This is a genomic window from Levilactobacillus brevis ATCC 14869 = DSM 20054, assembly GCF_001433855.1.
GTDB lineage: Bacteria > Bacillota > Bacilli > Lactobacillales > Lactobacillaceae > Levilactobacillus > Levilactobacillus brevis.
Window position 1 is genome coordinate 128,264 of record NZ_AZCP01000004.1, and the last position, 23,593, is coordinate 151,856.

28 protein-coding genes are annotated in these 23,593 nt (G+C 46.8%); 18 read left to right on the forward strand and 10 right to left on the reverse strand.

Features of this window, described 5'->3' with window-relative positions:
* Nucleotides 1-8 precede the first annotated feature (8 nt).
* Entirely contained in the window at nt 9-518 is a 510-nt protein-coding gene (locus FC61_RS08545) for a YbhB/YbcL family Raf kinase inhibitor-like protein (protein WP_011666992.1), read from the reverse strand.
* A gap of 194 nt (nt 519-712) precedes the next feature.
* Between FC61_RS08545 and FC61_RS08550 the strand changes: the two genes are divergently transcribed.
* On the forward strand, nt 713-1,885 hold the full coding sequence (locus FC61_RS08550; RefSeq protein WP_042516684.1) for an ArgE/DapE family deacylase: 1,173 nt from the start codon (nt 713-715) through the stop codon (nt 1,883-1,885).
* A gap of 90 nt (nt 1,886-1,975) precedes the next feature.
* Nucleotides 1,976-2,731 carry a potassium channel family protein gene (locus FC61_RS08555; RefSeq protein ID WP_021740928.1) on the forward strand — a complete coding sequence of 252 codons (756 nt, stop codon included), beginning with the start codon at nt 1,976-1,978 and terminating at the stop codon, nt 2,729-2,731.
* Nucleotides 2,732-2,784: 53 nt separating this feature from the next.
* Here the strand turns inward: FC61_RS08555 and FC61_RS08560 are convergent, their stop codons facing one another.
* The gene (locus tag FC61_RS08560; RefSeq protein ID WP_024855251.1) at nt 2,785-3,408 is read right to left on the reverse strand and encodes a hypothetical protein; all 624 of its coding nucleotides are present in this window, start codon (nt 3,406-3,408) and stop codon (nt 2,785-2,787) included.
* 204 nt (nt 3,409-3,612) lie between these two features.
* Here FC61_RS08560 and FC61_RS08565 point away from each other — a divergent pair, with 204 nt between their 5' ends.
* Nucleotides 3,613-4,476, forward strand: coding sequence for an aldo/keto reductase (locus FC61_RS08565; RefSeq protein WP_275452876.1), 864 nt, complete (start codon nt 3,613-3,615; stop codon nt 4,474-4,476).
* Nucleotide 4,477: 1 nt separating this feature from the next.
* Here the strand turns inward: FC61_RS08565 and FC61_RS08570 are convergent, their stop codons facing one another.
* Complete coding sequence (locus FC61_RS08570) at nt 4,478-4,867, reverse strand: hypothetical protein (RefSeq protein ID WP_011666998.1); 390 nt, start codon at nt 4,865-4,867, stop codon at nt 4,478-4,480.
* 169 nt (nt 4,868-5,036) lie between these two features.
* Between FC61_RS08570 and FC61_RS08575 the strand changes: the two genes are divergently transcribed.
* The 6 genes from FC61_RS08575 to FC61_RS08600 all read left to right on the forward strand — a co-directional run bounded on the left by FC61_RS08575 (nt 5,037) and on the right by FC61_RS08600 (nt 12,151).
* Nucleotides 5,037-5,570 carry a GNAT family N-acetyltransferase gene (locus tag FC61_RS08575; protein ID WP_021740925.1) on the forward strand — a complete coding sequence of 178 codons (534 nt, stop codon included), beginning with the start codon at nt 5,037-5,039 and terminating at the stop codon, nt 5,568-5,570.
* A gap of 365 nt (nt 5,571-5,935) precedes the next feature.
* Nucleotides 5,936-7,378, forward strand: coding sequence for a Na+/H+ antiporter NhaC (gene nhaC / locus FC61_RS08580; RefSeq protein WP_021740924.1), 1,443 nt, complete (start codon nt 5,936-5,938; stop codon nt 7,376-7,378).
* Between the two features lie 253 nt (nt 7,379-7,631).
* Complete coding sequence (locus FC61_RS08585; RefSeq protein ID WP_011667001.1) at nt 7,632-8,705, forward strand: AEC family transporter; 1,074 nt, start codon at nt 7,632-7,634, stop codon at nt 8,703-8,705.
* Between the two features lie 19 nt (nt 8,706-8,724).
* A complete protein-coding gene (locus FC61_RS08590) occupies nt 8,725-9,726 on the forward strand; it encodes a 2-hydroxyacid dehydrogenase (RefSeq protein ID WP_011667002.1) in 1,002 nt (333 codons plus the stop codon).
* Nucleotides 9,727-9,845: 119 nt separating this feature from the next.
* On the forward strand, nt 9,846-11,438 hold the full coding sequence (locus FC61_RS08595; protein WP_035464029.1) for an ATP-binding protein: 1,593 nt from the start codon (nt 9,846-9,848) through the stop codon (nt 11,436-11,438).
* Nucleotides 11,435-12,151, forward strand: coding sequence for a response regulator (locus FC61_RS08600; protein WP_021740920.1), 717 nt, complete (start codon nt 11,435-11,437; stop codon nt 12,149-12,151). The genes FC61_RS08595 and FC61_RS08600 overlap by 4 nt, the downstream gene beginning before the upstream one ends.
* Before the next feature lie 62 nt (nt 12,152-12,213).
* Here the strand turns inward: FC61_RS08600 and FC61_RS08605 are convergent, their stop codons facing one another.
* On the reverse strand, nt 12,214-13,548 hold the full coding sequence (locus FC61_RS08605) for an ABC transporter permease (RefSeq protein ID WP_021740919.1): 1,335 nt from the start codon (nt 13,546-13,548) through the stop codon (nt 12,214-12,216).
* Between the two features lie 166 nt (nt 13,549-13,714).
* On the opposite strand from FC61_RS08605, the gene FC61_RS08610 reads away from it, so the two are divergent.
* Nucleotides 13,715-14,293 carry a TetR/AcrR family transcriptional regulator gene (locus FC61_RS08610; protein ID WP_011667006.1) on the forward strand — a complete coding sequence of 193 codons (579 nt, stop codon included), beginning with the start codon at nt 13,715-13,717 and terminating at the stop codon, nt 14,291-14,293.
* 64 nt (nt 14,294-14,357) lie between these two features.
* On the opposite strand, the gene FC61_RS08615 is transcribed toward FC61_RS08610, so the two are convergent.
* Together FC61_RS08615 and FC61_RS08620 are read right to left on the reverse strand one after the other, a co-directional pair.
* A complete protein-coding gene (locus FC61_RS08615) occupies nt 14,358-15,014 on the reverse strand; it encodes an EAL domain-containing protein (RefSeq protein ID WP_021740918.1) in 657 nt (218 codons plus the stop codon).
* A gap of 386 nt (nt 15,015-15,400) precedes the next feature.
* Nucleotides 15,401-15,925, reverse strand: coding sequence for a GNAT family N-acetyltransferase (locus FC61_RS08620; protein WP_021740917.1), 525 nt, complete (start codon nt 15,923-15,925; stop codon nt 15,401-15,403).
* A 188-nt stretch (nt 15,926-16,113) separates the two neighbouring features.
* Here FC61_RS08620 and FC61_RS12485 point away from each other — a divergent pair, with 188 nt between their 5' ends.
* On the forward strand, nt 16,114-16,281 hold the full coding sequence (locus FC61_RS12485) for a hypothetical protein (protein ID WP_021740916.1): 168 nt from the start codon (nt 16,114-16,116) through the stop codon (nt 16,279-16,281).
* Nucleotides 16,282-16,339: 58 nt separating this feature from the next.
* Here the strand turns inward: FC61_RS12485 and FC61_RS08625 are convergent, their stop codons facing one another.
* From FC61_RS08625 to FC61_RS08635, 3 genes are all read right to left on the reverse strand, one after another.
* The gene (locus FC61_RS08625; protein WP_021740915.1) at nt 16,340-16,804 is read right to left on the reverse strand and encodes an NUDIX hydrolase; all 465 of its coding nucleotides are present in this window, start codon (nt 16,802-16,804) and stop codon (nt 16,340-16,342) included.
* A gap of 61 nt (nt 16,805-16,865) precedes the next feature.
* Nucleotides 16,866-17,060 carry a hypothetical protein gene (locus FC61_RS08630; RefSeq protein ID WP_021740914.1) on the reverse strand — a complete coding sequence of 65 codons (195 nt, stop codon included), beginning with the start codon at nt 17,058-17,060 and terminating at the stop codon, nt 16,866-16,868.
* 188 nt (nt 17,061-17,248) lie between these two features.
* A complete protein-coding gene (locus FC61_RS08635) occupies nt 17,249-17,785 on the reverse strand; it encodes a phenolic acid decarboxylase (RefSeq protein WP_024855243.1) in 537 nt (178 codons plus the stop codon).
* Between the two features lie 160 nt (nt 17,786-17,945).
* On the opposite strand from FC61_RS08635, the gene FC61_RS08640 reads away from it, so the two are divergent.
* Nucleotides 17,946-18,479: a PadR family transcriptional regulator gene (locus FC61_RS08640; RefSeq protein ID WP_024525888.1), complete on the forward strand. Its 534-nt coding sequence runs from the start codon at nt 17,946-17,948 to the stop codon at nt 18,477-18,479.
* Between the two features lie 106 nt (nt 18,480-18,585).
* Here FC61_RS08640 and FC61_RS08645 read toward each other — a convergent pair whose 3' ends face one another.
* Nucleotides 18,586-19,152, reverse strand: coding sequence for a TetR/AcrR family transcriptional regulator (locus tag FC61_RS08645; RefSeq protein WP_021740911.1), 567 nt, complete (start codon nt 19,150-19,152; stop codon nt 18,586-18,588).
* A gap of 114 nt (nt 19,153-19,266) precedes the next feature.
* Here FC61_RS08645 and FC61_RS08650 point away from each other — a divergent pair, with 114 nt between their 5' ends.
* From FC61_RS08650 to FC61_RS08675, 6 genes are all read left to right on the forward strand, one after another.
* Complete coding sequence (locus FC61_RS08650) at nt 19,267-20,301, forward strand: SDR family oxidoreductase (protein WP_042516754.1); 1,035 nt, start codon at nt 19,267-19,269, stop codon at nt 20,299-20,301.
* 79 nt (nt 20,302-20,380) lie between these two features.
* On the forward strand, nt 20,381-20,824 hold the full coding sequence (locus FC61_RS08655) for a GNAT family N-acetyltransferase (RefSeq protein WP_035464750.1): 444 nt from the start codon (nt 20,381-20,383) through the stop codon (nt 20,822-20,824).
* A complete protein-coding gene (locus FC61_RS08660; protein WP_011667013.1) occupies nt 20,817-21,269 on the forward strand; it encodes a MarR family winged helix-turn-helix transcriptional regulator in 453 nt (150 codons plus the stop codon). The genes FC61_RS08655 and FC61_RS08660 overlap by 8 nt, the downstream gene beginning before the upstream one ends.
* Before the next feature lie 514 nt (nt 21,270-21,783).
* A complete protein-coding gene (locus tag FC61_RS08665; RefSeq protein WP_024525885.1) occupies nt 21,784-22,128 on the forward strand; it encodes a hypothetical protein in 345 nt (114 codons plus the stop codon).
* 112 nt (nt 22,129-22,240) lie between these two features.
* The gene (locus FC61_RS08670) at nt 22,241-22,660 is read left to right on the forward strand and encodes a hypothetical protein (protein ID WP_035464751.1); all 420 of its coding nucleotides are present in this window, start codon (nt 22,241-22,243) and stop codon (nt 22,658-22,660) included.
* Between the two features lie 48 nt (nt 22,661-22,708).
* Nucleotides 22,709-23,332 carry a hypothetical protein gene (locus tag FC61_RS08675; RefSeq protein WP_021742031.1) on the forward strand — a complete coding sequence of 208 codons (624 nt, stop codon included), beginning with the start codon at nt 22,709-22,711 and terminating at the stop codon, nt 23,330-23,332.
* The last annotated feature ends 261 nt before the right edge of the window (nt 23,333-23,593 follow it).

Consider the following 23,593-nt stretch of genomic DNA (forward strand, 5'->3'; position numbering starts at 1 on the left):
TTAGTGAATTAGACGCGACCTTTTAACGTAATTGTAGCGGTATCCAAAACGTGACCGTTAATTTGATGTAAGAGATCGTTGAGCCAAAAGCCTTCCGCTAAGTCTAATTTGGTGTTCAATGCATAGACGGTTAGGCTGTAGTCGTGGTCTTGATCCGGCGGAAATGGGCCGGTGTAGTTTTGAAAAATGGCCGGATCAGTGTTGCCTACTAGGGAACCGGCATTGCTATTGCGGCCATGCGTGTGTGGAATTGCATTGGTGCGCGAAACGTCGGCTGTAATTTCACGCGTGGTTCCAGGAAAGTTCGCGGCAACCCAGTGAATCCAGGGAAATCCGCTAACGGGAACGGCATCGAAATCAATGAGGTTCAGCGCAATGGTTTGCGTTTTTTTAGGCAATTTGGATAAGCTGATCGGAAATGATTTTACAGGTTGACCGGCATAGACGTCGTCACCTGTGGCGTGCTTACTGTATTCATCGGCTAGATAGCCATTTTCGGTTGGCACAAAGATTCGCATAAAACCCCTCCTAATGATTGGTACTTACTCCTATTATACCGCAGGAGGAGAGTTATTCGCGAATATTCATAATTTATGTATAAAAAACCGAATATAATAAAAATATCGAATATAATTTCAGAAATATATTGTTTTTCCCCTGAACTCGTGTATGATAAGTACCAATTACTAGCAGTTCAGGAAGGATGACTGAGATGACGCCCCAACAAAAAATTGAAATTCTACAAACGTTAATTCATATTAAATCCGTTAATGCTCATGAGACCGATGTCGCTGATTATTTGGCAAGCCTCTTTGCGCCATATCCCCAAGCGCAGATTGAAAAGGTACCGTTTGCGCCAGGACGAGATAACTTAGTGGTGACGATCGGTAATCCCGCTGGGCCTCAGCTTGGTTTATCTGGCCACATGGATGTTGTTGCGGCCGGCGATGAGACCGCTTGGACGCATCCGCCATTTGGTGGCGAAATTGTGGATGGCCGGCTTTTTGGGCGCGGTGCATCGGACATGAAGAGTGGACTGGCTGCCATTGTGATTACCATGCTAGAGTTTCTAGAGCAGGGTACGCCACTCGCGGGAAGCCTACGCTTGCTGGCAACGGTTGGTGAAGAGACGGGCGAATATGGAGCAGCAACGCTCACGGATGCGGGGTACGCCGATCACCTGGCGGGCCTGGTCATTGCGGAGCCCAGTGGGTTGGACCAGGTGGTTTATACCGCTCGTGGGGTGATTGATTACAAAGTGGTCTCAACGGGTGTGGCGAGTCACAGTGCTCAACCGGAAAATGGGGTGAATGCGATTGATAACCTCATGAAGTTTTATAATGCGGTGGGACCACTGATGGCTAAATATACGAAAACGGACCCCGTACTCGGCGGGTTGCTCCATAACGTTGATCTGATTTCGGGTGGGGAGCAGGTCAATTCAATTCCCGCCCACGCGGAATTAATGGCTAATATGCGGACCATTCCAGCGTATCCTAATCAAATCCTCTATGACGAACTGGAAGCCTTAATTGATCGGTTAAATCAAGAACCAGGGGTTCAACTGGAGCTGAGTTATAGTTATCCGGAAGAAGCCATTCCGGGCGACCCTCAAGCACCATTGGTCCAGCTGGCCAAGCAGATTAGTGATGACATTTGTCAGCATGAGACGCAGATTGTGGGTTCCGGTGGGGCTAACGATGGGGCCGAATTTTTACGGGCCAAAGCGGATTTCACTAGTATTGAAATTGGCCCGGGAAGCGATACCTCCCACCAAGTTGATGAATATATTGAATTGGATGATTATTTACAGGCCATTACTTTTTATGAAACGTTGGTCCCGGCCTTCTTTGCGCAAATCGGGCAATCGAGCAAACGTCAGTAATTCTTTAAAATTCTCCCAATGTGACTGGTAATTTCCTGAAATCTAGGTATATTAGAAGGTAATTCGTAAATGGGGGAAGAAGGATAGCACATGGCAAAGCAACAACGCCCATGGTTAATCGCCTATCATGTAGGCGTGACAGTACTCACCTTGTGGTCGGTGGTCAATGTGACCTTGATGTTTTTGAAGTGGGGCGATTACGCAACAGAATTTACGATTGCCAATGGTCTTTTGGTGGTATTCGCGGTCGATTACCTGTTCCGCTTTATCGTGACAAAAAATCGCAAGGTCTTCTTGATCCAATCAGCGTTTGACTTGTTGGGCATTATCCCGTTACACCCGGTGTTTGCGTTCTTCCGGTTGGCGCGATTAGGCCGGCTGATTCGCTACCACCATCTCTTCTGGCGGCTGGGAATCGCGGGAAAATGGACGAAGGCTTATCATCGGTTTATCTATAAGACCGGCTTCATCTATTTATTTTCGATCAGTGTCGCCATCATTGTTCTAAGTGCCTTTCTCTTTTCGTTAACTGAAAAGCAAAGTCTGGCTAATTCATTATGGTGGGCGATTACGACGGCAACTACCGTTGGGTATGGGGATGAGACGCCGCACACGGCTTTTGGAAAAATCATTGCCAGTTTTCTGATGTTTGGTGGTATCGGATTTATTGGTTTGTTAACCAGTACCATTACCGATTTTGTGACGGAGCGGGCATCAAAAAATGCCGCGGCCCAAAAGACTAAGGAACAAGCTGACATTGTGTTATTGCTGAGTAAGATCGACACGCTGACCACTAAAGTTGACCGATTACAGCAACAGATCGAGCGACTGCATCAATCTAAATAAAAAATAACAGCGGCCCTGGTAGCATCGTCATGCTACGGGGCCGCTGTTATCAATTAACGGACAAACTTTAAGTTATAGTTACCCTGACCATCAGACGTAATGGTGTAGGTAGAGTATCCGGCTTGTAACCACTGCTGCTTAGAGGCCTGGGCCCAGTTTTGGGCGTCATTGACCGATGAGAACGTGTGGGTACTATCGAATGTTGAATCCGAAGAAGCAGATGAAGATTGTTGCGGTGCTGATGATGAACTGGTCGTATTAGCTGAGCTTTTCTTCGTCTTAGCTTGATCTAATAGATTTTGTTCGCGGGTTTGGATCGCATCATTAGATTCATCGTTAATGATGCTTTGTAGTTTTTGTTTTTGCGTGACGGTTAACCCGTTGTCGTTGTAGCTACTGTACGTTGAGCGGAAACTTTCGTAGGCCGTTTGCTCGGATGCTGACGAACTGGCTGCGGCCACTGATGAGCTGGCACTCGTTGACGACGATGTGGACGAGCCCGTTGTATTGTGATGATTGATGGCCAAGACCAATAAAATAGCTATAGCCAGCGTTAATAACGTCATAATCCACGGCCACCAACGGCGGGGCTTGCGTTGCCGTCGCCGGGGCGGTTGATCTGACCCTTGATTAAAGTTATACCGTTGTACGCGTGATTTTGGTTCTTGGTTGTTCAACTGAAAAACCTCCATGTCCAGAACGGTGTGAAAAAACAAGTTTGTCGTTTTAACGACAAACTATCACACTCCTCATGATACCGCAAAAGGGCGTTAGAATAAAATGATACCCTCATTTTTCCGCTTTTTTCGGTCAAATTTCCCCAGAATGAGACGGGGTATTGTATGATGGAAAGGAAACGAAGTTTGAAAGGTGGTTTTATTTTGCATAATGATATTCCAGACTTACCCATGAATAACGGTCATCATATTCCCCAGTTGGGCTTGGGTGTTTTCCAAGTTGATAATGCTGAGGATACTAAGAATGCCATTAAGTGGGCGCTAGCAGCTGGCTATCGGCATATTGATACAGCTGCTTACTATGGCAACGAGCAATGGGTGGGCGAAGCCATCCGCGAAAGTGATGTGCCACGCGATCAGATTTTTGTGACCTCAAAATTATGGAACAGCGTGCGCGGCTACGATGAAACGCAGGCCGCCTTCCAAGAAACCCTAGATAAGCTGGGCTTAGACTATTTGGATCTGTACCTCATTCACTGGCCAGCCCCAGGTTATTTAGACAGCTGGCGGGCGATGGAAGACCTGTATAAGGCCGGGAAGATCAAGAATATCGGTGTGTCGAACTTTAACCAGACGCAGATGGCTGATATCTTGGCTCACGGCACGGTCAAGCCGGTTGTCGATCAAATTGAAACGCATCCTTATTTCCAACAAACCGACATGCACGCTTACTTGGAAAGCCAAGGGATTTTGCATGAAGCGTGGAGTCCACTAGGCGGGGGAAACAACAACGCATTGACCGATCCCGTGATTAATGAATTGGCCGCTGCTCATGACGTGAGTGCCGCCCAGATTATCTTACGGTGGCATGTTCAACGTGAAGAAGTTGTGATTCCTAAGTCAATTCACGAAGCTCGTATCCAACAAAATCGAGACATTTTTGCTTTTGGCCTGGATGAAGATGAAATGAAGGCGATTAGTGACCTCGATACCGGCAAACGAGTGGGTCCAGACCCAGACGATACCGCCTGGTTAAAGAAGTCACAGACCTATTCTGGTCGCAAGTAAGTTACCGAAAGGGTGGAATCCCTTGAGCCTTGGCTTTTGGCTCTAATTGTTCAGTTAGGGCATTTAGAACTGAAAAGGGAACTTTAGCGAAGGGACTCAGAAATCCGGGATGATCTGGATCGGGGACATCCTGATTAGCTTTTAATTTAGGAATTAATGGGACTAGGTCTTCTTTGTGGAGACCTAGTTTTTTGGCGTAGTAGACGGTCTCACGGTAAGTAAAGTTTTTGAAATAGAAGTAAAAACATCCACCCGCTGCGGTAAAGTACCAGAAGATGGTCCACTCTAGACCAATCTTAGCAGGGTCCAAAAAGTTCAGCCAGATGGCAGCGATGACAAAAAGGACATAGAGTACCACTGAAACGCCAGCCCAGCGCTGTTTTTGTGTCAAAATAACGGCCTCATTTCCATAATAGTATTGTATCCAGTGTACGGGGTAAACGGGTCAGAATTCAAGCGATTTTATAAAATCATTGCCGATCATTTCGTTATTGCTTAACAGACGTGTATAATAACACAGTATTGTTACCAATCGCTTTAAGAAATGAGAGGTAGACGACGTGAGTTTAAGTTTCGAGACCATCCAACCAACTGATTACCAGCAGGTAGACCAATTGGTGCAAGCAGCCTTTGAACCCGTAGAAGATAGTCAAGGTAATGAGGTTGACCTGATTCATCAATTACGTAAGACTTATGATTATCAAGCTAGTTTGGAAGTTGTGGCCAAGCCGTCCATTGACACGATAGTGGGCCATGGGCTATTAAGTCCGGTGATGATTCGTGGGAATCGGCATACAACGACAATTGTGGCGCTGGCCCCATTAGCGGTGGCCCTTGATTGGCAAGGTCAAGGTGTGGGGAGTGAATTGCTCAGCGAATTAGAGACGCGGGCTAGAATGGCTGGCTTTGCGGCAGTGAGCGTCGTGGGTGATATGACCTATTATGGCGGCCGCGGATACGTGATGGCTGAAGACTTTGCGATTCATAATAGCTTGCCCGTCCCAATGGGCAGTCACCTCATCAAACCCCTGACGGCCGGGGCCTTAGCCCATGTTGGCGGCATGCTGGAATACCCGGCGCCATTTCGGGACTAGGTTGATGGGTTAAAGATAAAAATAAAATTAGAGGTTGACGGGCATTTCTCATCGTGCTATTATCAAAGTCAATCAAATAACGAACGCTAATTTCCATTACCAAGTAGCGTGTCATCTGGGTGTCAGAAAGTCGGTGGTTGCTGCGAACCGATCAGGGTGATTACGACGAAATACAGTGGAATGTCCTGGTCCGCCAGGCGGAAAATAACTAGAGCCGTTACCTTCTAGTGAGTGGAGTGACTGGGTCTAGAACCAGTGGCTCAAGTTGGGTGGTACCACGGTTTAGTCTAAAATCGTCCCTGTTGCAGAAGATGCAGCAGGGGCGATTTTTTTGTACATAACTTGAGCTAAGAGGAGCGATTAACATGAAAGAAAATTCAACGAAAACGGGTAAACCAATTAGTTTTACAGAGGCTTTGATGATTTTGCTAGCCATGCTAGTAGTGATGGGGTTAGGGGTTATCAAGTTTGGATTATCACCAACCACCCCAGTTTTATTGGTTATTTCCTTGGTGATTCTATGGGCGAAGGTCCGCGGTGCCAATTGGGATACCATTCATGATGGCATTATTGACGGGATTAAAACTGGGATTATTCCCATTTTTATCTTTTTACTGATTGGGGCCTTGATTAGTGTCTGGATTGCCGCCGGGATTATTCCATCCATGATGGTCTTTGGTTTCCATATGATTTCGGCGCAATGGTTCGTGCCATCTGTTTTCCTAGTTTGTGCCATCATTGGTACTTCCATTGGGAGTGCGTTTACGATCATTTCAACTATCGGGATTGCCCTGTTCGGGATGGGGACGACGATGGGCTTCAATCCAGCATTAGTAGCTGGGGCAATCATTTCCGGCGCGATCTTCGGCGATAAGACGTCGCCGCTATCTGATTCAACGAACTTGGCCTCAGCCATTGCTGAATCTGAATTATTTGCGCATATTAAAAACTTGATGTGGTCCACGATTCCAGCATTCTTAGTTTCTTTGGTGCTCTACTTCTTCATGGGAAACGGGGCATCTGATGCGAATGCCATGGGCAAGATTAATGCGACGTTGACCACGTTGAATACCCACTTCTCGATCACTTGGTGGGCAGTTCTTCCAATTTTAGTTATGTTTGCCTGTGCTTGGCGGAAGATTCCGGCCATTCCCACGTTGCTGTTAAATATTGGGTTAGCTATTGTGATGATTTTTATTGAAAAGCCCACGACATCATTGAGCAGTATTGCGACGATGATTGAATCCGGATTTGTGTCCAAGACGGGTAATGGCAGTGTGGATGCCTTACTGACCCGGGGTGGAATTAGTGCCATGATGTCGACGGTGTCACTGATTATTCTGACACTCACCCTTGGCGGATTGCTGATGAAGTTCAATGTGATTCAGACGGTCATGGTCCCATTGGCTAAACGCCTACACGGAACCGGTTCATTAGTGACGGCCGCCATTCTAGCCGGGATCGGCGTCAACATCTTTGTTGGGGAACAATACCTTTCCGTTATCTTACCAGGGAAAGCCTTTAAGGAAACCTTCAACGCGCGTGGTTTAGATAACTTGGCACTGAGCCGGGTGCTTGAAGATGGGGGCACGGTTATCAACTACTTGGTTCCTTGGGGCGTGGCGGCCGTCTTCGCGGCTAACACGTTAGGCGTCTCTACACTGGCTTACCTGCCATTCTGTTTCTTCAGTCTGTTGTCACCTGTGTTCTCCATTCTCAGCGGGTTCACCGGTGTTGGCCTTAAACGGCTACCATCTAAAGATGATCGCAGTGCGACAGCAGCATCCATCGCGGCTAATGGTCGATAGATTGGAAAGTGAGTATCAGTAGAATAGAATCAGTTAGGGTCGGGCCTTTGGGCACGGCCTTTTCTTATGGATTCAGTATGCTAGCCAATTAAGGATAGTGAGGGACAAAATATACTGGTCTTGTGACGGATTCAGCAATATTCATAACCACTTACAAAACTTACATTACTTACATAACTTTCGATATGTATAAAAGTGAGCAAACTCGATATATGATTAAGCCATCAGATAAATTAATTCGGAGGCGACAACCATGAGCGTGCTCAAAGCAGTTGAATCAACGTTCACAAATGCAGCAATTATTAGTTCCATCACATCGACCATCTTTATTATTCTTCTCGGCTTCTTCCTACGGCGCCGGGGGACTTTTGGCGAGAACTTTGGTAAAGTGTTAACCAAGGTTGCCCTGACTGTGGCAATTCCAGCTTTAGCGTTTAACTCCTTCATGCAACCCATGGATGGCGACGCTTTTAAGCAAGGTATGGGTGTTTTAGTTTGGGGAATTGTGATTTATATTCTTTTGATTTTTATCACGCCCTTCATGTATCAACGTTATGTTAAGGGACAACGTGAAGTTTTAGCAATCTTAACCACGTTTGGTTCCACGACTTTCTTTGGGATTCCGATTGTCGGCGCCGTTTATGGGGCCAAAGGGGTCATGTATAGTTCCATTTTTAACATCGGGTACCGGATCTTCCTCTATTCATACGCCTACATCAAGATGTCCGGGTTGAAGATGGAAGCCAAGAATATCAAGAAAATGTTTGCCAATCCCATTGTTATCGCAACTTTCTTGGGGCTCTTCTTCTGGTTAGCCCAACACCTCGTTCCACAGGTGACGGTGCATGCCGCGATTAACGGCGTACAAACCACTGGGATGACGACCGTTGCCTTTTATCGGATCGATCAGACTGCACTGTGGCTTTACAAACCTCTGACTTACTTAGCGAACTTATCTTCACCACTGGCTTGGTTGGCAATCGGGGTAACGCTGGGGTCCATTTCCTTTGCCGATGCGGCTAAGGACAAGACACCCTGGTATTACGCTTTAAACAAAGTTATCTTGGTACCGCTATTAAATCTCGTGATCCTCTGGCTCTTGGATATCACCGGTATTTTACCGTTGAGTTTTGTCGCTGTTGCCACGGTAGTTGTTATGATGGCAACGCCAACGGCCTCTGTAGCTTCTGCGTACGCCATTAGCTTTGACCGAGAAGCAGTCTTGTCTTCCAATGCATCCTTTATCTCGACCATCTGTGCGGTAGTGATGATGCCAGTTTGGATTGCCATTCTCCAAGTGGTGAGTGGACTCGGCGTGTTCCATTAAAGAAAGGAAGTTTCCTAGTATGGTAAAAATTACATCTTACGGCGTCCGACCGATCGAGCAACCGTATTTCGATAAGCTAAATAAATATGATTTTGACATGACTTATGTTGAGGAACTCCTGACTCACGACAACGTGACAGCGGCTCAAGGCGCTGATGCCGTATTAGTACGGGGTAACTGTGTCGTTGACCGGCAAAACCTCGAGGCCTTTGCGGGTTGGGGGATTAAATACGTCTTCACGCGTTCCGTTGGGTTTAACCATATGGACCTACAGGCCGCAGCTGATCTGGGCATTGAAATGGCCCGTGTGCCGGGTTACTCGCCATACGCTGTGGCTGAATTGGCCTTCACACTCGGCATGACACTGTTCCGCCACGTGAACTTAGCGATCAGCCAAACCCGTCAGGCAGATTTCACGATCTCCAATGCGATGTTTAGCAAGGAAATCCACACGGCAACGGTCGGAATTGTCGGGATTGGTCGCTTGGGCTATACGGAAGCCAAGCTGTACAAGGCTTTGGGTGCCAAAGTTGTGGCATATGATCCGTATCCATCTGATGCCGCTAAAGAGCTGGCTGAATTAGTGGATTTACCAACGTTATTAGCCCAAAGTGACATTGTTTCGATTCATGTGCCATATTTCCCAGGTAAGAATGAAGATTTAGTCAATACTGACTTTATTCAGCAAATGAAGTCCGGTGCCGTTCTCATTAATACGGCCCGGGGGGAACTGGCTAACGTGCCAGCCATCCTTAAAGGTCTTGAGGATGGTCACCTTAGTGGCTACGGGACTGACGTGGTTGCTGACGAAGTGGCAATCATTGGTAAGCAATTCGCCAGTGTCAATGAAGTGCCTAACCAAGGGGTTCAAGACTTACTACGAGCTAATCCTAAAGTGTTGATTACACCGCACGTGGGATCGTATACGGAACCGGCCTTACAAGATATGATTCGCATTAGTTACGATAATTTTCATGATATCTTAACGACGGGGAAGACAGCTAACGCCATCCACGCCTAATCAAGTGAGCGTGAGACAACAAGAGCTCGGGACTTTTGTCTCGGACTCTTTTTTGCCGCGGGCGTTTCAGTTGCGACAAACCGGCCTGGTCAGGTATATTGGCAAATGAGGTGGCGGATGTGCAGAAATTGAAGAAACAACTCCCGTTTTGGGCCATTGTGATTGCCGTCATGGCACTAGCAATTGGGGTATCAGTGGCAACAACGGTGGTCCTGATCCACCGGGATACGGTAGCGGAGAATAAGCAAACGATTCAGCGGCGAATTCTGCGGGTGGCCCGTTCGACCGCTAAGATGCCGGCAGTTAAACGGGTCATTCGTGCCTCCAATGCGGGAGCTGATACGAATTTACAAACAGTGATTAAACCGTTGGTCAGTCGCGATGACGTAGATTTTATTGTGGTGATGAACCACCAGTTAATTCGTTTATCACATCCACGAGCGAAGAGTGTGGGCCATCATTTTAGTTCAGTTAAGGACCCAGCCCCAGCATTACGTGGTCAGATTCACTATTCCCAAAAGCCTGGCGTACTGGGACCAGAGTATCGGGTATTCCTGCCAGTTTATGACCGTGGCCGCGTTATTGGGGTCGTCTGTGTCGGCCTAACCCAACAGAATTTGGATCAGCAGTTACAGCATAAGACTCGGCCTATCTTGCTGGGCGGGTTACTGGGCTTTCTGATTGGCTGCATTTTGGCCATTTTATTGGGCATGTATCTCCGCTATCTGTTATTAGGCATGGAACCTAGCGAGATTTCCGAACGGATTGCGCGGCAAAAGTTAATTGATGATTCATTGCCGGAAGGAATCGTTGCAATTAACCGCAATGGGAGCATTATTTCTGCGAATCAAACGGCACAGCACCTGTTTGGTCAGCCGTTATCACTGAATGCCCCCTTGCCGGCAACACTTCGGGCACTCTTATTTGCGCCGGCGACCCGGCAGACCAGTGGGAGTGAAGTGGCGTTTCAAGATAAACGGCTATTGGTGACGACCAATGATCTCCGAGTGCGGGGACGGGTAATCGGACAAGTCTCGCTTATTCGTGATATGTCAGCCATTACGGACTTGATTGATAAGTTAGCCGGAACGGAGCATTACATCTCGTCGCTCCGGGCCCAAACGCATGAGTTTATGAATCAGCTACAAGTCATCAATGGCTTACTGGAGCTGGCTGAGTATCCCCGTGCGTTGCAGTTTATGCAGGAAATTAACAATTCCTATCACCAAGACGTCGGAGCAGTCACGGACAAAATTAAGTGGCCGGCCATGGTGGGGCTCATATTGGGTAAACGCAAAGAGGCTAAGGAACAAGGGTTTTCATTGACTATCGATGCCCAATCGGCGGTGACTCAGGTGACTTTCGAAAATCGGGTGGAAGTTCTCGCTTTACGGATTGTCAGTAATCTATTAGATAATGCGATTGCGGCAATTACAGCACCCAAGTCGACCGATCAGGTGACGCTGCGGTTAGTACTAACGGCAACTGGCACATTAACAATTGTCGTGACGGATACGGGCAGTGGGATTAGTCCAGCGGTGCGCACCCAGATGTTTACCCAAGGCTTCTCAACTAAGGGGCCACAGCGGGGATATGGGATGAGCTTGATTATGGCTGCTGTAACCACGCTGAAGGGGACTTTAGCCATAACGGCCAATTCTCCCCAAGGGACAGTGGTGACGATTCAAGTGGAGACGGGAGCGCCAAAATGAAAATATTAATTATTGAAGATGACCCGATGGTGCGGTTGATTAACCACCGCTTCTTAGAACGCATTCCCCAATTACAGGCGGCAACGATTGTGGAATGTCCGAGTGCAGTGGTAGCATTGGCACGACCGGATTTAGCAGAATATACGTTAATTCTATTAGATATGTATCTCCCCCAATTAAGTGGGACAGAATTTTTGGCTGAGCTCTTAGGCCGTCAGCTGCATCCGCAAGTAATTATGATGACGGCGGCTAACGACCAACAAACGTTAAAGGAAGCCGTGAACTATGGTGTGTTGGATTTCTTAATTAAGCCCTTTACGTTCGACCGGTTTCAACAAGCAATGGCTAAATTCACGCGGTTATTGGCAGTGGATGATAAGCACACGGTGTCACAGACCGACCTGGATAGCTTGTTCTTGGGGGTAACGGTGCCGGTTTCAACAACGACCACTGCCGAATTACCCAAGGGGCTAACCAAGTTATCACTACAGCGAATCGTCACGGCGCTGGCAACCTTAAAGCCGGGGTTTTCTAATCAAGATGTGGCAGATCAAACGGGGTTATCCCGGGTCTCCACCAAGAAATACGTGGATTTTTTGGTAGCTATGGGCTATCTGACCTCAGCGATTGTTTATCAGAGCAGTGGCCGGCCGTTGACCACCTTTCAAGTTGTGCCAACTAGTGAGCGGCTGATTCAACCGTACTTAACATGAACGAACCAAAATGGACCTGTCAGAAGACTTAACTTCTAGCAGGTCCATTTTTATAATGGCTATTAGTTGCCGGCCGTAAAGGGAACCAACCGGGATAACGGATTCGTTTTGGTCGAACGATAACCCAGCCACCCAATCAGGATGACGGCAAGTAAGCTCAGGCTAATCAGCCACCATAACGCACTGGTATAGCCGCTGTTAGCCCCGCCATAGAGCGCATTAAATGTTGAGTATACACCTTGAGACATCGGTGTGTGGGTACTCAACCAGCGATAAAAGCCGTTTAATGCTGGCCGTGGGATGATCGCACCACTTGCTACCACCTGACTTACTAGCAGTGGCAGTTGAAGAATCATGGAAGGGAGACCACCGCACAGAAAGGCAATGGCTAAGGTAAATTCAAAGACCGCTAAGCCAAAGAGTACCTGAACGCCGAATAGTTGCCAGAAAGCCGAACTGGAGAAGCTAATTAGGCAGCGGAGCGTTCCTAGCGTAACGAGTGGGGCGACTAGAACGCCGATGAATCCGTTAAGCTGGACGGCAAGTAAGGCAGACCATTTACCGATAACGTGGCGAGCACTCATGAACATCAGGGTTAAGACGAGACTCATCAGCATGATTCCTAGATAGGCACCTAAGTTCAGAAACATAGGAGCAAATTGATATTGATAATTGGTTGGTAACGCGTGCAGTTTAGTTGTGGTCGTGGCAACTTGACCCGTTAAGGTCGCTGCGGTTGCGGCTGCTTGCTTTTTAACTTGGGGCATTAAGCGTTGTTGTTGCTGGTGCTTTACCCGAGCAATTGCTTGTTGTTGTAGTTTTTTCAATTGTGCCGGTTGTTGTGCTAGCTGAGGTGATTTTGCCAAGGCAGCCTGGAGTTGTTGTTTAACTTGCTGTTTAGCCACGGCTTGTTGCTTTTGCATGAGGGCCTTGCCAGCCGATTGTGCGAGCATCTGGGTGACCTTGGCCGTAGTTAATTGGGAGGCAACTTGAGTAGTGACTTGAGTAGTGACGTTTTTGGTCACCATGTTTTGTAGCAAGCCGTTCGACTGATTAACGGTATACGTCAGCTTAGGCGCTTGGCCCCGGGTGACTCGCTGGTAGAAGCCCTTATCGATTTGAATAATGAGGGCAGCCTGCCGCGTATTTAACTGGCGTTTGGCGTTAGCAAATGAGGTCGCCGTGACCATTTTAAAGGGCAGTTTGTTTTCTAAGTGCGTTGCAATATTCTTGGAGACAGATGATTGGTCCTGATCTAGGACAACAACGCGAAGGTTTTGGGTCCCACTGGGGAGCTTGTTGAATCCGGGAACTGCTGCCAAGACAAAGATGAGACCACAGACCATTGCTAGAATAATGGCAACGTATGCTAAGGGATGTTTAAACCACTTTTTCAATGTAAAAACCCGCTTTCTTTTTGCGTGCAGGTTGATTAATTATTATAATGGACACAGCGCTGTATTTCTCAACCCAATGAGTAGTATAAAATGCTTAAAACCTAGCGTCAATGGTGTTAGATAGATAATGGACACATCTGAAAAAGTGATTATGGGAGGGATAATTTTGGGTGAGCGAACCGAGGATTATCGTTATGTCAAAACACAACACAAGATTTACACAGCTTTAATTGCACTATTAAAGAAACGGGCTTTTGATGATATTACGGTTAGGGATCTCTGTCAGGCCGCGCAGGTGAGTCGGAGTGGGTTCTATCTCCATTTTGTCGATAAGTATGACCTGGTTGACAGCTACGGTCGTGATCTGGTCAAAATGGGGATGCGATTATTTTACGCGAATCGGGGCAACGGCCTGGAGACCTTATATACGGAGCTGTTAACGCTGATTAATGAACAGGGCGATCTGATTACATTGCTGCTATCCCGGAAAGGTTCAGTTGAGATTCAGAATCAAATCAAGAATCAATTACGGCAGAATGCCGCTGACAATATTCTGCCATATTACGGCATTAAAAATCAGTCACCAGTAGCACAACGTTACCTGATTGCCATGACGACTGGTGCGGTACTTAGTATCTTGCAGGAGTGGCTGGATTCTGGTAAACAGGAGTCACCAGCCGAACTAGTGGCGGTCATGCAAGAACAGGTGATGCCGACACTGCAACGTAGCCAATTTCGGCTTTAAAATGAGCCAATAAAAAAACTCGCTAGGTGCTAATGCACGTAACGAGTTTTGTTTAAGCGGAACGCTACCCGCAATAAGGAACGGGTTTGCTGTAGTAATAGCCTTGCGCCATTTTAACATTGTACTTTTGTGCTAGTGCAACATCAGCTTTATCCTCGATGCCTTCTAAGGTAAAACCGAGGTGGTAGATGTCAGCAATTTGGCGCCAAGCGTCTAGGCTGCCCATCAGTTCCCCCTGTCGATGTTGTAAGCGGAAGTTCTGCATGGCAAATTTAATACTGTCCATGAACGGTAAGACGTCTTGAACACTGGGACACCACGGGTTGTCAGTGCCGACATCGTCTAAGCTGAGTTTAATACCGAATGATCGGTATAGTGCCACATAACGGTGTAGCTCGTCTAATGAAGGAGTCTCAGTCAATTCAATAATCAGTTTCAAATTCTTAACCGACTTTTTTAAGTGGATCAAGTGGCCAATGGTGCGGCTGTCAGTGAACTGCTGACGGTTGAGATTTAATGAAATTTCCGGATTATCTGGATGGTTTTGTAAAATATTAGTAATTTCTTGGTAGGATAGCGAGACTTGTTGTTCCATCGGTAGTGCCGTGAAGTCTTTAGGCGTTACCCAGTAGTCATGCGAATATGAACGCAGAAGAAGTTCATAGCCGGCAAGTTTTTGCGTGATGGCGTCAACTTGTGGCTGAACAAAGAATCGATACATGAATTGAAGATCTCCTTTCTACGGTAATTTAAAAGAGACATACGATAGTGACCATTATACAGCATGTGGGAATCAATTTATAGCCGTAATGATGTGTGAACGATGGTCTAGATAGCCCCAGATTAGGGAAAGTGTCCCCATAATGGCTTGATAAGATAGCAAAAATAGTAACACTTTTGAGAAAACGGTTTCGTGAAGCGCATTCACAAATTAGCGGGTCTAGTTGTAAGAAATTAGACCGATTAGGGGATAAAGTTAAACAAGGGACGTATTATGGCGGAGAACTTAAAACATGGACGTAAATTGGTGATCAAAAACAGGTAGTTTCAGAATGATACTGAAACTACCTGTTATAGGTGCTAACCAAGAGCTTGTTAAGCTGCAAATTAGTCTAAGTTTAATTCGTAAGCACGACGAGCGTTGTCGCCGGGTTCGGCAACGTGAATGATACCGCGGTACTGGTAGTCAAAACTAGCGGCAATAGCTTGCATTCGCTTGTTCATATTGTGGGTGTCAATGCGGAAGTTATGGATGCCAGTTTGATAGGCCTGACTGATCAGGTTAGAGAAGAAATAGTGGCTCAGGTGTTGACCAGCAAAGGCCGAACTTAAGGCAATCCGATGAATCGTGGCATAGGTGTCGGTGGTATTTTGCCAACCGGTCCCGGTAATCTCGTGGTAGTCAGCGTTGTCACCGACCACTTGGGCAGCGGTACCGGCAACTTGACCATCAACGATTAATAACCAACTCTGCTGATTGTTGATATCAGCGGTAATCGCGGCTTCATCGGGATAACCATCTTGCCACTGGGGACTGCCATCGGCTTTTAAGAGCGCTTTGGCATTGGCAATAATTGGCATAATAGCGGGTAAATCAGCTAGTGTGGCCTGTCTTAGATAGATCAAACTCATGAGATGTCCTCCTAGAAATAATGAAATTTACTTTCTAGCATACCACTTTTGTTTTTGTAGTCGCCATAAATATAGTGGTAAATATCTGACAATTAGATTGATACAATTAGTAACTGACTGGCAAAAGTAAGCCATTATCAATTGCTGCCGGACACCACCGTGCTATCCTGACAGCGGAGGTGTGACGTATGGGGAAAAAATTCAACCACCACTTTTACCGGCGTTGGCTATTTTGGTTTGGCATTGCTTTTTGGATAGCCGAGGCGCTCTCATGGTCATTTGATAACTGGTCGGTTAAGCTGTTAGGCGTTGCTATGGGGTTGTTTTTAATTATTTGGAGTATGGATAGCGAGTAGTTGTGCGTCGTGAAAACGCATAAAAAAAGCGCTCGAAAATATCGCGCGCTAGAGGTCATTAGTGATTTTGTTGAGCAAAGTAGGTTTGGGCGGCTGCTAACATGTCAGCAGTTTGCTGGTTTAACAAGGGTGGTAGGTCATCTAGAGGGAAGTACTGGAGGTCCAGTGTCTCATCCGTGGCTGCTGGTAGGAGATGCCCGCCAGTTGGCTTTACCCAGTACAGTTGGGAGATCACTTGGGTGACGTCACCGTTTGGATAGGTCGTAAATCCTTGGTCGAAGATTCCCAGTGACTGGATAATCTCAACATCCAAGCCGCTGTCTTCTTTGACTTCGCGGATGCAGGCGGTCGCAAAGGTCTCGCCGTATTCTAAGTAACCACCGGGCAAGCTCCAGTTATGCGTATCGGTCCGTAGATTCAGTAAAGCCTCGTGTCGCTCGTTGGTCACCAGACCACCAGAGGCATTAAGAATGATGGGTTTGTGACCGACGAGTTCGCGAATTTCCTTGATGTAATTTGCCATAGACGCTGACCTACTTTCTACTAAGAGTTAGGTTCAGTATACCCGATTTTGGGCCGTAGGGTTAGCGGGGCTGATGCCAGGTGTCCGCCAAAATGATAGCGATCAGCAGTAGCAGGCACGTCAAGAAGAATTCGATAATGAGGGCCCAAAGTGCAGTTCCTAAAAATTGGCTGGCTACCCAGTCGATAACGAGGCAGGCAATTAATGAAATAATAAATTTTACCCACCAATCAAGATTGTTCCTTAAATTTTTCATCTAAATCTCCCCCATAAAACTAGCTACTCTTAGCATATCAAGGACCGAATCAAAGAACAATTATTGATAGACAATTCGAGATTAAAAGCCGTTATTTAGGCGATAATCATGAACGTTAGTCAGTTGAACGGCAAAACGCGTGCCTCTTTTCCACTAGAAAGGGGCACGCGTTTTAAGTAAAGTTAAGCTTATTTCTTGATCCGCTTGTAGTTACTGTCGAAGTACTTGCCAGCCCGGATGTCGTCGGGCATGCCGGCGTATGGGGCTTCGCTAATAACATCTTCGTTGTCTTGACCAGCGTCACCCATGTACGTGATGTTGGCAAATTCGGGTACGACTAACTTAGGATAAGTGTCATACTTTTCACGGGATTCTTCCATTAAATCAATGTGTTCGTTTTGATAAGTTACCGTGATTTCGGGATGTTCTTCAACCCACTTAGGGAAGAAGATGGTACCGTTTAGCTTCTTTTCGTTGGGAACGAAATCAAGCGCAACGTCGGTTCCCGTTGGTTCTGTCCAGGCAACTTTGTAGATGCCGGGAACCAGCATCACAATGTTGGCCGCTTGGTCAGTAACCCACCGCCCAGCGACCATGCCACCATGGATTCGGTAATCAACGGTGTGGTCATTCTTAGCGTACCATTCGTATTCCCAGCCGTTGTCGTAGGTGTAGATGAAGTGGGTACCTAAAAAGTCGTCTAATGTTTTGAATTCTTTAGTCATCATAAAGCGCTCCTTTTTAATAGCAAACATGTAATTAATTACATGTTTTTGTTTACGTGATTACTGTAACGCGAAATTTCGGAAACGTCAATAATTTTCTTGCAGTTTTTTTATGAAACTGGTTCAATGAAGACAACAGTCAGGCAAGGAGGCGGCCATTATCGGTCAGCGAAATCGATTACAATATATTATCTTAGGACTGCTCAATCAGCGGCCGCAGACGGGTTATGACTTGACCAAAGCCTTTGAACATGAGATCGGTGAGTTTTGGCAGGCGCAACACAGCCAGATTTATCCGATGCTTAAACGCTTAGAAACCGCTGGTGACATTACCCATGAGGACACCGTCAGTGGGGAAAAGCTGGCTAAAAAGCAGTATTCATTAACGCCGACCGGGCATGATAAGTTGGTTGCGTGGGTGAGCGAGCCATCGCCAGAGTTGACGGCGACCAAGGACGAGTTTATTTTAAAGCTTTACTTCATTAAGACCAGCGATGATCCCCGTTTGCAGCCAATGTTGCAGGAGCAAGCGGCTTTACACCGGGCGCAACTGGCCCATCTACAAGAGCGCCAGCAGACGGTTTTTCCGGATCAAACGGCCATTGACCAGGCGTACGGGCATTATTTGATTTTGGATCATGCCATTGGCCGTGAGCGCTACTATGTCGAGTGGTTGGAAAAATACTTGAATTAAATGAATAGACGAAAAAGGTTCCGCAACGACGGATATAGTCGGGTTGCGGAACCTTTTTCGTGTCTAGCAGATTGATGATTAGGGCCGGGTGTTACCAACGTCAAAGTTAGGATTTATCCTGCTGAAGCAGTCCCATCATGGTAGTTTGTTGGAAAGTGGCGATGAGATCGTGAATGGTGGTCAATGATTCTTGTTGTCCGCCCAACAACCAATCCCGCCAAATGGCGTAGACACCAGCACTCATAAAACTAATCCAGTAGGTCTGCTGAGTCGATGTGATCCCGTGCCAAGTCACGTTAGTCGCATAGAAGGTCCGCATATTATCATTGAAGACCTGACGGATAATGTGTTCAAATCCCCGGTCTGCGGAGAGTTTGAGGGTTGTTGAGAAACTGGTGAAGAAGTCGCCAAGTGCCTGCAACTTGTCGGCTGTCGGTAGCTTGGCGATATCCGCAAAGCGGGCTGTAATGATGGGACCAAAGTAAGCTGTGAGCACGTCGTCAAGGGTATTGAAGTTACGATAAAAGGCCATGCGACTAACGCCAGCCCGCTTCACCACTTGAGTGACCGTTAAGTCGGCTAAATCTTTGGTGGCTAATAATTGGAGGAGGGCGGTCGCTAAGTAGTCTTGTGAATCTTGTTTAATTTGTTGGGCGTGTTTGGTCGCTGCCATTACAATTACTCCGTTCTGTCATAGATGCTCGTGATTGCCTTGAATTAGGTCTGGGGTCATTGTATGCTACTTCCACAGACGTTACAAGTGAAACGAAAGCGAGCGTGAATAATGATGAAAAAAGAATTAGTCGTTGTAACCGGTGGAAGTGGCTTTATTGCTATCCATATTATTTTACAATTACTCCAGCAGGGGTATGCCGTGCGAACGACAGTCCGGTCATTGAAACGGACAGCCTTAATTCATGAGATGTTAGCAACCGGTGGTGTGACTGATCTAACCGACTTGGAGATTACGGAAGCCGACTTAACCAGTGACGATCATTGGGCGGCAACGATGACGGGAGCGACTTACGTGATTCATGTGGCGTCACCGACCCCTAACCGGGTTTACCGGAATGAAGATGAGATGATTCGCCCGGCTATCGACGGGGTCTTGCGGGTGTTGACAGCTGCCCGTGATGCCGGTGTTTCGCGGGTGGTCTTGACCTCCGCTTATGGGGCGATCTTTGCGGGCCATCATCATCGAACGACCCCCTATACCGAAGCGGACTGGTCGGATGTGACGGCGAAGAAAATTCACCCTTATCAAAAATCCAAGACATTGGCTGAACAAGCGGCTTGGCAATTTATTAAAACGGCAGGACAAGGGATGGAGCTAGCGGCTGTAAATCCAGTTGGTGTGATGGGGCCTGTCTTGGCGAGTGATTACTCCCATTCTAATGTCCAGATTCAACAATTACTGGAGGGGCAGGTGAAGGCCGTTCCCAACGTTGATTCGGGATACGTTGACGTGCGGGATGTCGCTAGTCTCCACTTGCTAGCCATGACGCAACCGCAAGCAGCCGGTGAACGGTTCTTAGCGACTACCGGAGAAACGTTATCTATGTTAGACGTCGCAAATATTTTACGGGTAGCCTTTCCGCAGTTTGCATCTAAGTTACCCACTAAGACAATTTCTAATGCGACAATTAAAGCAGCAGCTCTGGTAAAACCAGATTTGAAGATGATTGCTTCTATCGTGGGTGAATACGCGGAAACTAGTAATGCTAAAGCGGTGAATCTGTTGGGATGGCAGCCACGGTCGGCCAAGACGGCCATCATTGCTACAGCGCAGTCGATGTTAGACTTAGGCATCGTACAGGGATAGGTTGAAAGTTAATTATATTGTTGCTTATGCAACAATATCGTGGTACACTTAGCCCCAGAAACTAAAAGGGGTGATGGCCATGCTGACAGTCAAGCAGACCAATGAATTGACCAGTCAGGAACTGGTTCAGGTGCTAAAGGAACGGGTTGCCGTCTTCGTTGTGGAGCAGAATTGCCCGTATCAAGAAGTGGATACCGATGATTTTGATGACCTTCACGTCCAGCTAACGGACGATGCTGGTCAATTGCAGGCGTACACGCGGATCATGGATCGCGGTGATTCGGTGACCTTTGGCCGGGTGTTGGTGGTTAAAGCTTATCGGGGCACTGGGTTGGGCCAACAGGTTGTGCAGGCAACGTTGGACGCAATCGCCAAGCGGTTTCCGGGCAAGCCTATTCAGATTCAGGCGCAGGCGTATTTGCAAAAGTTTTACGCCGGATTTGGGTTCAAACCAGTCTCAGCGGTTTATTTGGAGGATGATATCCCACACTTAGATATGCGTTTGGAGGCGACTCATGACTGACGTGTTACGGGAAGTGGGCAGTATTGCGCGGGCGTTGGATTCAATTGCTAACGTTGAGTTCAAGCAATATCAGCTGACCCGTGGCCAGTACGCTTATCTGGCGCGGATATGTGAGCACCCCGGGATCATTCAGGGCCAGTTGGCCGAGCTGATTAGGATTGATCGCACCACAACGGCGCACGCGGTTAAGCGACTGATTGACGGTGGCTTGGTGTATCGCGAACCGCTACCTGGTAACCAGAAGAGTAAGGTGTTGTACCCGACTGAAAAGGGGCAGGCCATCTATCCCATCTTGAAACGTGAAAATGATTATTCTAATCAAGTGGCCCTAGCAGGTTTGTCGGCAGATGATGTGGCTACGTTAAAGCGAATCCTACCGGTGATGAGTGCCAATGTCACGGCGGATTGGCAACGAGTGAAGGCCGGCGAAAAGCGAGATTACTAAAATAGAAACACCACGATGATAACCAATCGTGGTGTTTTTTTGTGGATCAGGCGATTAAATTGGAATAGGTTGTAGTTTAGGAGAACTGTTATCAGCTAGCCAGTTTTCTTTATTTGTAACATAGGTCTTCGTACTAAATAATTGATAATTTATGTATGATTTTGTTAATAATAAGTATATCATAAGGTATGGATAGGTAAGCAGCTGATCAGCACCATTGGGGAATGGTTTTAATCATCTATTTAGTAGAAGTTTCATGTAGCTAAATTCGGTAGCGCTGAACCTTTAAACTCTTGGAGGAGTAAATGGTTTTCTAACGTGAAGAACACAACGCCGGGATGATCACGAATTGCGTGATATCTCGGCGTTATACATAAATAAAGATAGGCAATAGATGAATTTCAGAGGACGATTATAAAACACGCTTCACGTGGCGTAGCGGAATTAAAAAGTATCGAATAATTAAGACGGGTATCCATTAATTAGTATGATTCGGTGGAGGGAGAAGGCTGTTATGAAAAAAAGAAGAGTCCTCATTGCAGCATTTTTGATTGTTGGAGTTTTTACTATTTTGGGGATAACGGGCGTGTGTCTTTTGACGCCCAACACACCGCAAAAGGCTGTGCGCTTTGCTATTCTGAAGAATGGTCACCCGATTATTGCATTGACAGAGACGCCTAAGAAGGTACCTGGGGGTAGCGTATATGGCTATTCCGGGAAAAGAGCTTGGCAGTATTATAAGGTTAAGACAGCATTTGATGCATCAAACGGGGAGATCAATATAAATACATTGGCAGTTAATAAGCCTAAAGCGGGATCAAATTTTTATCGGGTACATGTGGTTTATCCTGTGGCTTAGTAATTTGGTAGAGGTCTTATAAGCTCAATCATGCTGGGGTCTTAAACTCTTAGAGAAATAAATGATGTATGCATAACATGTAGGTAACTTTAAGCTTAGGGAGATGAATGGCATGCAGATTGCCAAGTTGTATTTAAAAGGATTGGTTCCATTTATTTTGATTATGTTAATTAGCAATTATGATGTGGCGCAACAGGCATTACGGTTCCAATTGAGTTGGTGGAATATTTACCTGATTGTGAGCTATGTCGTCATCTTTCCGGCCATTTATTTGGTGACGCGGCACCATATTGAGAACTCGCGGGATTTTGAGGGACAGCTCAATCAGCCACGAAAGAATGCGGAACAAGAATCGATGCGACTCGGTTCAAGCTATGCCAATACGGGCATGTTTGGTGTCACCAGAATCGGTGATGCGCAGGGCAAAGAGAGCTGGCTAGTCCGCTGGGGAATTGATTTTATTACGCGTCTCTTTTTATTATTCTGTGGTGTATTCGTGTTGGCCTATCGGTTATGGCAGGATCGACGGTAAGTCATCCCGGTGTGGCCTTGTGGAGCGGGGGGATAGCGTGTGAAACGAATGTTAATGATAATCTATCAGCGATGTTTGAGCTTGTTTTTCTTAGGCGTTGTCATCGTTGGCGAGGCGGTCATGACATCGCAAACTACGATGAACGATACCGCTACCGGGATTGCTAAAGTCAGCATAGCCAGTACGTTAGTCGTGGTTGTTCTAGCCTACTTCATGACGTTTGTGGTGTATGGATTGGTAGCTGGCGGCGTTTGGCTCTGGCAGCGCCGGTCGAGCTATGAATTGCTGGTTAATTTTTTCTCTAAACCAGCACGGTCCGTTAATTTCGCGGTAATTATTGGGTTGTTATTGCTGGGAAGTGCTAATGCCTATTTTGAGGACTATTTACCATCCCAGACAGCCGAGAAGTCAGTTAACCGGGCTATCCAGCGTAACCGGCTAAGGGAACTAACCACATCTGATCGGTTGTCCGCTGAGTTAAAACGGGGTCAGGCTATTTCCATAAGCGAAGAATTAACCATGAGCAATCACCAGCACATTTATTTGGCCAACCTTAAGGGCGACAACTCCGGAATTGAGATAACGTTAACCCGACAACGACGGGACTTACTGGGGATTGTGGCCAGCTACCGTGTCACGAAGATCTCGGATGAGAATGGACGCGGTATCTAAAGCTACAAGAAGCCCAATCAGTATTGATACGAATATGAGAAGGGTCGGGGACAAAAGTCTCGGGCTCTTTTTGCGTTGCCAAATATTGAGTGCCGAAACGTGCGCCAAAAGGCAGCTGGCGAGCATTAGCCACCTTTTGCCCCCCTCTTTTTTGAACGCCAATTTTGAATACATCGCCAGTTACGGTACGACCATGTTTGCCAATTAGGAAGTTTTTCTTTTATATATAACACATGTGACATATAATATATGTATTGACCT

Excerpts from the sequence above, each read along its gene's own strand:
- FC61_RS08545 (WP_011666992.1), bottom strand. The coding sequence starts at position 518 with ATGCGAATCTTTGTGCCAACCGAAAATGGCTATCTAGCCGATGAATAC.
- FC61_RS08550 (WP_042516684.1), top strand. The coding sequence starts at position 713 with ATGACGCCCCAACAAAAAATTGAAATTCTACAAACGTTAATTCATATT.
- FC61_RS08555 (WP_021740928.1), top strand. The coding sequence starts at position 1,976 with ATGGCAAAGCAACAACGCCCATGGTTAATCGCCTATCATGTAGGCGTG.
- nhaC (WP_021740924.1), top strand. The coding sequence starts at position 5,936 with ATGAAAGAAAATTCAACGAAAACGGGTAAACCAATTAGTTTTACAGAG.
- FC61_RS08585 (WP_011667001.1), top strand. The coding sequence starts at position 7,632 with ATGAGCGTGCTCAAAGCAGTTGAATCAACGTTCACAAATGCAGCAATT.
- FC61_RS08590 (WP_011667002.1), top strand. The coding sequence starts at position 8,725 with ATGGTAAAAATTACATCTTACGGCGTCCGACCGATCGAGCAACCGTAT.
- FC61_RS08600 (WP_021740920.1), top strand. The coding sequence starts at position 11,435 with ATGAAAATATTAATTATTGAAGATGACCCGATGGTGCGGTTGATTAAC.
- FC61_RS08615 (WP_021740918.1), bottom strand. The coding sequence starts at position 15,014 with ATGTATCGATTCTTTGTTCAGCCACAAGTTGACGCCATCACGCAAAAA.
- FC61_RS08620 (WP_021740917.1), bottom strand. The coding sequence starts at position 15,925 with ATGAGTTTGATCTATCTAAGACAGGCCACACTAGCTGATTTACCCGCT.
- FC61_RS12485 (WP_021740916.1), top strand. The coding sequence starts at position 16,114 with ATGGGGAAAAAATTCAACCACCACTTTTACCGGCGTTGGCTATTTTGG.
- FC61_RS08625 (WP_021740915.1), bottom strand. The coding sequence starts at position 16,804 with ATGGCAAATTACATCAAGGAAATTCGCGAACTCGTCGGTCACAAACCC.
- FC61_RS08630 (WP_021740914.1), bottom strand. The coding sequence starts at position 17,060 with ATGAAAAATTTAAGGAACAATCTTGATTGGTGGGTAAAATTTATTATT.
- FC61_RS08635 (WP_024855243.1), bottom strand. The coding sequence starts at position 17,785 with ATGACTAAAGAATTCAAAACATTAGACGACTTTTTAGGTACCCACTTC.
- FC61_RS08645 (WP_021740911.1), bottom strand. The coding sequence starts at position 19,152 with ATGGCAGCGACCAAACACGCCCAACAAATTAAACAAGATTCACAAGAC.
- FC61_RS08650 (WP_042516754.1), top strand. The coding sequence starts at position 19,267 with ATGAAAAAAGAATTAGTCGTTGTAACCGGTGGAAGTGGCTTTATTGCT.
- FC61_RS08655 (WP_035464750.1), top strand. The coding sequence starts at position 20,381 with ATGCTGACAGTCAAGCAGACCAATGAATTGACCAGTCAGGAACTGGTT.
- FC61_RS08660 (WP_011667013.1), top strand. The coding sequence starts at position 20,817 with ATGACTGACGTGTTACGGGAAGTGGGCAGTATTGCGCGGGCGTTGGAT.
- FC61_RS08665 (WP_024525885.1), top strand. The coding sequence starts at position 21,784 with ATGAAAAAAAGAAGAGTCCTCATTGCAGCATTTTTGATTGTTGGAGTT.
- FC61_RS08670 (WP_035464751.1), top strand. The coding sequence starts at position 22,241 with ATGCAGATTGCCAAGTTGTATTTAAAAGGATTGGTTCCATTTATTTTG.
- FC61_RS08675 (WP_021742031.1), top strand. The coding sequence starts at position 22,709 with ATGTTAATGATAATCTATCAGCGATGTTTGAGCTTGTTTTTCTTAGGC.